Source organism: Cereibacter changlensis JA139 (assembly GCF_003034985.1).
Taxonomy (GTDB): domain Bacteria; phylum Pseudomonadota; class Alphaproteobacteria; order Rhodobacterales; family Rhodobacteraceae; genus Cereibacter; species Cereibacter changlensis.
The window spans coordinates 1-6,693 of sequence record NZ_PZKG01000171.1 but is presented as its reverse complement, the minus strand read 5'-3'; the positions used below and the strand labels follow the sequence as shown (position 1 = coordinate 6,693).

The 6,693-nt window shown below is 67.6% G+C and carries 6 protein-coding genes and 2 pseudogenes; 1 reads left to right on the top strand and 7 read right to left on the bottom strand.

All coding sequences use genetic code 11. The features are described from left to right. The 6 genes and pseudogenes from C5F48_RS20730 to C5F48_RS20705 all read right to left on the bottom strand — a co-directional run. A pseudogene (locus C5F48_RS20730) lies at positions 1 to 314 on the bottom strand (IS110 family transposase); the annotation flags it as partial. A gap of 157 nt (positions 315 to 471) precedes the next feature. Beyond that, a complete protein-coding gene (locus tag C5F48_RS20725; protein WP_107665682.1) occupies positions 472 to 1,290 on the bottom strand; it encodes an ABC transporter permease in 819 nt (272 codons plus the stop codon). Positions 1,291 to 1,352: 62 nt separating this feature from the next. Further along, the gene (locus C5F48_RS20720; RefSeq protein ID WP_107665683.1) at positions 1,353 to 2,426 is read right to left on the bottom strand and encodes an extracellular solute-binding protein; all 1,074 of its coding nucleotides are present in this window, start codon (positions 2,424 to 2,426) and stop codon (positions 1,353 to 1,355) included. Between the two features lie 11 nt (positions 2,427 to 2,437). After that, on the bottom strand, positions 2,438 to 3,481 hold the full coding sequence (locus C5F48_RS20715; RefSeq protein ID WP_107665681.1) for an ABC transporter ATP-binding protein: 1,044 nt from the start codon (positions 3,479 to 3,481) through the stop codon (positions 2,438 to 2,440). Position 3,482: 1 nt separating this feature from the next. After that, entirely contained in the window at positions 3,483 to 4,256 is a 774-nt protein-coding gene (locus C5F48_RS20710) for an ABC transporter permease (protein ID WP_107665680.1), read from the bottom strand. 72 nt (positions 4,257 to 4,328) lie between these two features. Beyond that, positions 4,329 to 4,970, bottom strand: coding sequence for an SLOG cluster 4 domain-containing protein (locus C5F48_RS20705; protein ID WP_107665679.1), 642 nt, complete (start codon positions 4,968 to 4,970; stop codon positions 4,329 to 4,331). A gap of 98 nt (positions 4,971 to 5,068) precedes the next feature. On the opposite strand from C5F48_RS20705, the gene C5F48_RS20700 reads away from it, so the two are divergent. Beyond that, the gene (locus tag C5F48_RS20700) at positions 5,069 to 5,842 is read left to right on the top strand and encodes a DeoR/GlpR family DNA-binding transcription regulator (RefSeq protein WP_107665678.1); all 774 of its coding nucleotides are present in this window, start codon (positions 5,069 to 5,071) and stop codon (positions 5,840 to 5,842) included. A gap of 231 nt (positions 5,843 to 6,073) precedes the next feature. Here the strand turns inward: C5F48_RS20700 and C5F48_RS20695 are convergent. Beyond that, positions 6,074 to 6,693: pseudogene (locus C5F48_RS20695) on the bottom strand (transposase); the annotation flags it as partial.

The following is a 6,693-nucleotide window of genomic DNA, read 5'->3' as shown; positions in this document are numbered from 1 at the left end:
GTCGGCCGCACGGCCGCTTCGCAGATCGCCTCGGCGTCGGCCGCATCATTCTTCTGGCGCTTGACGAAGGGCTTCACGTAGGCGGGCGGGATCAAGCGCACCTCATGGCCGAGTTTGCCGATCTCGCGGCCCCAGAAATGCGCGCCGCCGCACGCTTCCATGGCCACGACGCAAGGTGGCAACCGGCCGAAGAAGTCGAGCACCTGGTCGCGCCGAAGCTTCTTCCTAAGCACAGCTCGACCCGAGGCATCAGCCCCATGCGCCAGAAACGCATTCTTCGCCAGATCGAGCCCGACCGTGGTAATCTCCGACATGACCGTCCTCCTATGTGGATCGTCGCAGACCCACCTTGGCACATCGATGCCGTCGGGGGGCGGTCACATCATCAGAGCCGGCCGGCGCCGATCATTTCGCGGTCATCACTCCCGAGAGAACCGCCGGTCTGCTGTTCCCGCGCTGACCACCTGCGGCCTAGGATCTGGCCGCAGGGCGGAAGACTTCGGCCAGGGCGACGACGGCCGTGCAGATAGCGACCAGGATCAGCGAGGCGGCGGCGGCGGCGGGCAGGTCGCTGGTGCCTTCGGAGATCCGGGAGTAAAGCACCAGCGGTAGGATGTTGATCTGGGTGCCCACCAGCGCCAGCGCCGTGCCATAGGCGCCGATCGCCACGGCGGCGCAAAGCGCGAAGGCGGCGATCAGGCTGGGCACGATCTGCGGCAGCATCACCTCGGCGAAGGCGCGCAGCGGCCCTGCGCCCAGCGAACGCGCCGCCGCGATCTGGTTCGCTTCGAAGCCCCGGATGGCGGGCAGCATGATCAGCACCACACGGGGCACCAGATAATAGGAATAGGCCAGGCCCAACCCGGCGGGCGAATAGATGAAGGCGCCGGTCACCGCCGGGTCCAGCCCCAGACCGGCCAGAAGCTGCGGGATCACGCCGGACCGGCCCAGCAGCAGGATGAAGCCATAAGCGATGATGAGGCCCGAGAAGGTCAGCGGCAGCGAGACGGCGACCAGCGCCGCCATCCGCATCCGGGGTGCGAAGCGGGCCAGCGCCATGGCGACCGCCGTCCCGACGACCAGAGAGAACAGCGGCGCCAGGGTGCCCAACAGCAAGGTGCCCTGCAACCCGTTCCAGAATACCGGATCTGCGAACAGCCTGCCGAAGGCGCTGCCGCCGCCCTCGAAGGCCCCGGCGAGGACGGCGACCAGCGGTAGGAGGCAGAACAGCGTGAAGATCATCACACCCGGCAGGGACAGCAGGGCCGGAAGCCAAGCGCGCAGTGTCATTCAGTGAACCTCGCCTTCAGGAAAGAGCCCGCCCCGGATCGGCGCCAGGGCGGGCAAAGGGCTCACTGGCCCAGGACCGCCTTGGCCCAGCCAGCGTCGATCTCGGGCTTCTTCGCGGTCGCCAGGGCGATGTCGACGGCAGTCACCTGCGGCGCCAGCGGCATCTTGTCGGCCACTTCCGCCGGAAGTTCGATCCCGGGGACCGAGGGACGCACGAAGCCCTGGGCGAATATCTGCTGGCCGAAATCCGACATCACGAAGTTCAGCCACAGCTTGCCTGCGTTCGGGTTCGGCCCGCCCTTGACCAGCGAGATCGCATAGGGTGCTGCGGCCGAAGCCTCGGCCGGGGTGACCACAGCAATGTCATCGCCCATGCCGTCCAGGTGCTCGGCCTTCAGCCCGTCATTCTCATACCCGATCCAGATCGGGATCTCGCCCTTGACGAACTGGGCATAGGGGGTGGTGCCCACGGTCCGCAGCACATTGCCCGCCTGGGTCAGCCCGCCCAGATACTCGATCCCGGGCTGCACATTGTCCATGTCGCCGCCATTGCCGAAGGCCGCGGCGAAGACCACCACCTGCCCCTGCCCGGTCGAGCGCGGATCCTGATAGACAATCGCGTTGCGGTATTCCGACTTCATCAGATCCGCCCAGCTATGCGGCACGTTCTGGACCAGCTTGGTGTTGACCAGGAAGGCCACGTTCAGCTGATGGATGGCGAACCATTTGCCATCGGTCTCGCGCAGCGCTTCGGGCAGGCGGTCGAAGTTCACGGGCTTGTAGCCTTCGACGACATCGACGTTCACCGCATCCAGCGCCGAGCCTGCGAAGTAATAGGCGGTGTCGGCCTGCGGACGGTTGCGCGACTTGTCCAGCGCCACCACGGTCGCGGCCGAGCCAAGGTCGTTGTAGACCATCTCGACCCCCGGATAGCGTTCCTTGAACGCCTTGAACTGGCCTGCCCAGTTGGCCCAGGTCGGGCCGGTATCGAAGGACACGATCAGCCCTTCCTGCAGGGCGGCGTCGTAAAGCGCCTTTTCGCCCGGATAAAGCTCGGCCCCGTCGAAGGCATGGGCCGGCAGGGCGGCAAGCAGCGCCGAGGCGCTGATCGTGGCAAGGAAGTCGCGGCGGTTCATGGATAGCACCTTCATACTGCGGTGGAGAGGGACGCTTCGGCCGGAAGCAGCCGGATGGCGTCTGGCGGAATGGTGATGTCGCGGACCAGGCCAGGCAGATGGGTCTCGACCTTGACGGTGCCGCCGGGGACCGACAGGTCCAGACGCCGGACCGGGCCCAGGAAACGGTCGGCGGTGGCGGTGCCGGTCAGCCCGTTGATCGGCCCGGCGCCGGGGATCACCCGTTCGGGCCGGACCAGCAAAGTCACCCGCTCGCCCTTCGGGCGCGGGCCGGTGTCGCAGGTGAAGGGGCCAAGCGCGGTCTCAACCCGTCCCGAGGCGGCGACCGTTCCGGGCCAGAGGTTCGACTGGCCGACGAAGGCCGCGACCCAGGCTTCGGCGGGGCGATCGTAGACCTCATGCGGGGTGGCGATCTGCACGATCCGCCCGTCGCGCATCACCGCGACGCGGTCAGCGATCGACAGCGCCTCCTCCTGGTCATGCGTGACCAGCAGGGTAGCGATCCCGGCCTGGCGCTGGACGCGCTGGATCTCGTCGCGCATCTCGGCCCGCAGCCCGGCATCCAGCGCCGAGAGCGGTTCATCCAGCAGCAGCCCGCGCGGCCCGAAGACCAGCGCCCGCGCCAGCGCCACGCGCTGCCGCTGCCCGCCGGACAGCAAGTCGGGCCGGTCCTGTTCGCGCCCGGCCATGCCGACGCGGGCAAGCATCTCGCAGGCGCGGGTCTGCCGCGCGTCGCGGGCCATACCGCGCACCTTCAGCGGATAGGCCACATTCTCCCACAGCCGCATATGCGGGAACAGCGCGTAGTCCTGGAACACGACGCCCAGCTTCCGCCGCTCGGGCGGGGCGGGCGAGACATCCTCGCCGTCGATCCGCACCTGCCCCCGGTCCGGCGCGGCAAAGCCGCAGAGCAGCCGCAGTAGCGTGGACTTGCCGGACCCGGAGGCGCCGATCAGCGCGACCAGCTCGCCATCGCCGATCTTCAGGCTGATGTCGGTCACGCCTTGGATGCTGCCGGGATAGCGGTAGCTGACCTGGTCGAACTGCAGTGCCATCTCAGGCCTCCTTTGCGGCCAAGCGGCCCGTCATGGCATTGCCCAGGGCGGAGAGCGCCGCCAGGACCAGAAGCACGACCGTCGCCGCGCAGGCGAAGCCGGTGGCGCCGTAGAAGGCCTGCAGCAGGACGATGGGATAGGTCCGCGACAGGAAGCCCGCGATCAGGTTGGACAATTGGAACTCGCCGATCGACAGCGCCGCCACGGTCAGGCAGGCGGACATCAGGCTGGGGGCCAGCAGCGGCAGGATGATGTCGACCATCCGGCCCGGGAAGCCGCCGCCCAGCGTCGCCGCGACCTGATCGTAGACCGACAGGCGCGATTGTTCGAGATCGGCCAGCAGCGTGGTCAGCGTATAGGGCAGCGTCAGCACGACATGGCCCGCCACCAGCAGCCAGAAGCTGCCCAGCCAGGGCAGGGTGTCCGAGGAGAAGACCAGGATGAAGCCGAAGGCCAGCACCAGTTCGGGCATGGCGACCGGCACCAGCACGGCGATCCTTGCCGCCATCCGCACCCTGCGGCGCGCGGCGGAATGGATCGCCCAGGCCAGCGGCACGCCCACCAGCACGTTGGCGATGCAGGTCAGCGCCACCACTTGCAGCGAGGTGATGAAGGCGCGGCGGAAGCTGGGGTCCGCCGCGACCTCGACGAACCAGCCCAGGGTGAAGCCGGTCGGGAACAGCGTGTTGGACCAACTTTCTCCGAAGGCCCCCACGACCAGCAGGACCATGGGGGCGGCAAGGAACAGGAAATAGGCGACGGCGATGATTCTCACACGCGACTCCGGGTTTGACGAGCCCGGGATAGCGGGGAAGGATGATGCTTTTATGACATTTTGTAAGTTATATTACACACCCAGAATCCGACCCGCGATCGCGTCCAGCGCCTCGGCGACGCTGGACAGGCGGATGACCTGCGGCACCTCGGGCGCGTCGTCCAGCGCCAGGACCAGGCGGCCGAACTGGATGCCAAGCGCCATCTCCGAGATCGTCCCGACACCACCGCCCACCGCGACCAAGGCCAGACCGGCCCGGGCGATGATCGCATTGCGCGCCGGACCGATGCCGCTGGCCAGCGGAATCGCCACGAAGTCATTCGCCTCGTGCCATTCGTCATCCGGGATCAGCCCGACCGGCAGTCCTCCAGCAGCCAGGTTTCCCCGGCTAACCGCTTCCATCACGCCTGATTTTCCACCGGACAGCAGTTGCAACCCGTGCCGGGCCATCTCGCGGCCCAGCAGCTCGGCCGTGTCCAGCTGCCGCGCCGTCGCCTCCCGCGGGCCGATCACCGCGACCGGGACACGGCGCAGCCGCGGACCCGCCGCCAGCAGGCGGAGCGCATCGCCCGGTGAGACCTCCTGCCCCCCGGCAGGAGGCGCGGTCATGGGGGACCAGGTCAGCCGCCAGGGATCGAAGGCCAGCCACCCGGCGGCCCGCTCCGCCTGGCGGCACAGCGCCCCGTCCCCGGCATTCCAGACAAGTTTCTTCATCGTGACGCTCCGCTTGATCAGGAAACTGGATTCCTGCAGGAAAGAAGTGTAATCTATGTTACACACCTGCGGACCGCAAACCATCAGGGATCAGTGTCATGACCACCGAAGCCGACGTGACCGCCCGACAGAGCCGGATCCTGCAGATGGTGCGCGAGGGTGGCTATGTCACCCTAGAGGCGCTGGCGGGGGCGACCGGTGTCTCCACCCAATCGGTGCGCCGCGACATCCTAGCGCTGTCCAAGAGCGGCCTCTTGCGCCGATTCCACGGCGGGGCCGGATCGTTGGTGGAATCGCGCCGCCCCGCCTATGCCGAAAAGCGCATCCGTGCGGCGGGCGAGAAGAACCGGATCGCCGCCGTCGTCGCTGCCACCCTGCCCGAGGGGGCCACGATTTTCCTCGATGTCGGCACCACCTGCGAGGCGCTGGCCCGGCAGATCGTGCAGCGCGACATGGGCCTGCGCATCGTCACCGCCAGTCTCGCGGTGGCCTCGATCCTCTGCGGCCGCCCGGGGATCGAGCTGAACATCCTGGGCGGCATCGTCCGCACCCCGGACGGCGCGATCACCGGCTCACCGGCGCTGTCGGCTCTGTCCGAGCTGCGGTTGGATCTGGCGATCATCGCCTTCTCCGGTTTCGACGATGACGCAGCCCCGATGGATTTCGACATCGAGAAGGTCTCGGTCAAGCGGCGCGCCATCGAACGCTCGGACCGTTCGGTGCTGGTCGGTGACGCCGGCAAGTTCCAGCGCCGCGCGGTCCACCGCATCCGCCCGATCTCCGCCTTCGCGACACTGTTCAGCGACGCCCAGCCCCAGGCCGCCCAGATGGAGGTGCTGCGGGCCGAAGGCGTGGCGCTCGCCATCGCCTGAGGGTCACCCAGAGCGAGTCCGTCCAGACTAACCCTCAGGACTCGGGAGGGGCAGGCAGCGATCCGCTCCCCAAGGGCGTCCTTCGGTTCGAAGCTTGCTCTTTGGCCGTAGCCTATTCAGCTTCGGGATCATCGGTCGGCTGGGCCCCGGGATTGTTGGCCGCCTTCTTCGGTGTGATTAGGCGTGCAATTTTGGCTCTGACTCACTTTTGATGACGTCGATCTTTCCGCCTCAGGCAACCGCGGTGATGCGGGCCTTCAGGAGCGCGATGCCGGCGCGGCCATACATCTGGCGTTTGAGGAGTTTCAGGCGGTTGATCTGGCCCTCGGTCTGGCCATTCGACCACGGCTGGCTCAGGGCTGCGGAAACCGCAGCTTGATCCTTTTGCAGGCCATGGGCGAAGGAAGATAGCAGGCTGTCCTCCGCCTTGGCGAGCCAAGAGCCGAGCAGGTCGGCGCTGCGGTTGCGCACCATGTCGGTGAACTGGTTTGCAAGCATTCTGGCTTGCGCCAAGGCTGGCAGTGCTGCTTCGATCTGCGCCACCAGCACGGCATCCGCCTTGCTCAGGTGGTCGCGGCCGGTGGTCAGAAGCCGCGCGATCCGCCGTGCGGGCGGCGATTTTCCGGCGCCGATCGGCAAAGCCCTTTCGGCGCGCCGCTGTCGGGTGGCCCATTCGCCCACGACCCTGAGACTGCCGCGGAAACCGTCGCCCTTCAGCCGCCGCCACAACTCGGCGCCGTTGCGGCGCCCGCCCGACCATTCCATTTCCAACCGCATGAGCCAGGGGGCAGACTGCTTTCCCGAATGCGGAACACGTCCTCACGCTCGCCGCGCAGGATCTGTCGGACGAG

Coding starts and splice junctions, on each gene's coding strand:
- C5F48_RS20705 (WP_107665679.1), bottom strand. CDS start 4,970: ATGAAGAAACTTGTCTGGAATGCCGGGGACGGGGCGCTGTGCCGCCAG.
- C5F48_RS20720 (WP_107665683.1), bottom strand. CDS start 2,426: ATGAACCGCCGCGACTTCCTTGCCACGATCAGCGCCTCGGCGCTGCTT.
- C5F48_RS20700 (WP_107665678.1), top strand. CDS start 5,069: ATGACCACCGAAGCCGACGTGACCGCCCGACAGAGCCGGATCCTGCAG.
- C5F48_RS20725 (WP_107665682.1), bottom strand. CDS start 1,290: ATGACACTGCGCGCTTGGCTTCCGGCCCTGCTGTCCCTGCCGGGTGTG.
- C5F48_RS20715 (WP_107665681.1), bottom strand. CDS start 3,481: ATGGCACTGCAGTTCGACCAGGTCAGCTACCGCTATCCCGGCAGCATC.